This window comes from Frankia canadensis (assembly GCF_900197875.1).
In the GTDB taxonomy this organism is placed as follows: Bacteria; Actinomycetota; Actinomycetes; order Frankiales; family Frankiaceae; genus Frankia; species Frankia canadensis.
The window spans coordinates 1-2002 of the sequence record NZ_FZMO01000383.1; the positions used below are offsets into that span (position 1 = coordinate 1).

The 2002-nt window shown below is 70.9% G+C and carries 2 protein-coding genes; one reads left to right on the forward strand and one right to left on the reverse strand.

The window, feature by feature from the left end; all coding sequences use genetic code 11:
* The coding region (locus C1A33_RS24255; RefSeq protein WP_207770474.1) for a DUF7800 domain-containing protein at positions 1–1117 on the reverse strand (1117 nt) is incomplete at its 3' end.
* A gap of 124 nt (positions 1118–1241) precedes the next feature.
* On the opposite strand from C1A33_RS24255, the gene C1A33_RS24260 reads away from it, so the two are divergent.
* Positions 1242–1880 carry a ferric reductase-like transmembrane domain-containing protein gene (locus C1A33_RS24260; protein WP_101833642.1) on the forward strand — a complete coding sequence of 213 codons (639 nt, stop codon included), beginning with the start codon at positions 1242–1244 and terminating at the stop codon, positions 1878–1880.
* Positions 1881–2002: the final 122 nt, after the last annotated feature.

Here is a 2002-nt window from a genome sequence, read left to right on the forward strand (position 1 = left end):
AGTCCCACTCGGCGTCCGCCACCATCAGTCGCCGCCCGTCCGGGGAGACGACGCGGGCGCTGCGCGAGTCGATCACCACGAGCCGGGTTCGCCCGAGGTCCCAGCGGTAGCTCCAGCGGATGTCGTCATGCCGCTCGCCGTCGGCGCGCGCGTCGGCCCGCCGGGCGAACGCCCGCAGCGCACCGGCCGCCTCCGCGTCCACCACCCCGCGGCCGTCGGGGCCCGTCAGCGCGGCGAACACCGGGTCGGACGCGCGCTGCGCCGGGCCCAGGTTGCCCAGGTGCTGGTAGAGCCAGGCGGCCATGATGCCGCCGATGATCCGCTCGTCCCACCAGGGCTGCCCGCGGACCTCGGCGCGCCACGCCGCGGAGATGTTCCAGTCGTCGCGGACGTCGTGGTCGTCGAAGACCATGGCGGTCGGGACCGTCGACAGCAGCCAGCGGATCTCCGGCTGCGACCACGCCTCGCGGTAGAGCCGGGTGTACTCCTCGAAGTCGGCGATCTCCTCCCCCGGCGGGCGGGAGGTGTCCCGGCGCCGCCTGATCCAGGCGAGCGTGTCCGGCGAGACATGGTCGGCGTAGACCTGGTCACCGAGCAGCAGCAGGACGTCCGGGGTGCGCCGGCCACCCGACGCCGGCTCGCCGGACGGGACGGGCGCCGCGGGTACGGCGGGTGCGGCGGCCTGGGCGCGCAGGTCGAGGGCCAGCGCGTGCAGCGCGTCGGTGCCGAGGCCCGACGGGTTCTCGTCGGCGTTGAGCGTGTACGGCTTCTCCTGGGGAGCGGTCACCCGGCACGATCCGAACGCCAACGTCGTCGGGGCCGCGTCCGCCATGCCCGGCGCCGGGCGCAGCAGGCTCGGCGGCTCGCCGGGCAGCGGCCACGCCCGCTCACCGTCCAGGCGAACCTCGTAGGGCCGTGGCACACCGCCCCTCAGGCCATCCACCGTCACCACCGCATAGTGGTGACCACAGACAGTGAACGTGTGCGCGGACCCAACCGGGCCCTCGGCGTCGATCACGGCGACCTCGACCTGGGTCGGGCCGTCGGTCTCCACCCAGATCGTCACGCTCGTGGCGTCGACGTGCCGCTGCAGTGGCCCCAGTACCAGGTTCGCCATCGCCACTCCATTCCGTAGTCCGTCCCTCCCTCAGGCGTATCCGGCATGAGGGCGCTCCGACCGTTCTGCTAGCTTTTGTCCGGTCAGGTTGCGGCCCGGGGGGGAAGCCCGGAGGTGACCCTCTATGAACTTTGTCGGCCACGGCGGCGCGGTCGTCCCGTACCTGGTGGCACTCCCCGACCGCCGGCCCGGCGTCACCGGGGATCACACACTGATCCACATCGCCGGCATCACGGCCTACATCGCATTCTTCAGCATGGCCGCGACCGTCATCTGGGGGGCACTGCTCGCCAGCCGGCTGCTCGATGGCCACCTGCACCGGGCGACACTGTACGGCGGCCACGTGACGCTGGCCATCGTGGCGATCTCGTCCTCCTGTCTGCACGCCGTCCTGCACGTCTTCCGGCACGACACGTTCTTCGACATGGAGAAGGTCTGGATCCCCTGGATCGGCGGCGCCGACACCGTCGTCAGCATCGGGATCGTCGGCCTGGAAATCGTCATCGTGGTCGGCTTCTCCGTCTGGTTCCAGCGCCGGATCTCCTACCGTCGCTGGCTGCACCTGCACCGCTGGGCCTATCCGGGGTTCGCGCTCATCGCGCTGCATTCCGCGCTCGCGAGCAAGGAACAGCATTTCGGCTTCATCTGGGCGACGTTCGCGGTGATGATGCTGGCGGTCATCTACCTCACGGTCAACCGGCTGATCGCGCCGACCGTGGACTCGCCCCAGGACGCCGAGGCCTGGTTCGACTTCGCCGAGTGACCGACGGTCCCCACCAGCACCCGTCCGGACCCATCCCCTGGCAGGAGCCCCCGTGATCTCGCGCCAGTTCGTCGTTCTCATGTGCACGATCGTCGTCTTCATCGCCTGCGTGGTGGTCAACC

Excerpts from the sequence above, each read along its gene's own strand:
- C1A33_RS24260 (WP_101833642.1), top strand. The coding sequence starts at position 1,242 with ATGAACTTTGTCGGCCACGGCGGCGCGGTCGTCCCGTACCTGGTGGCA.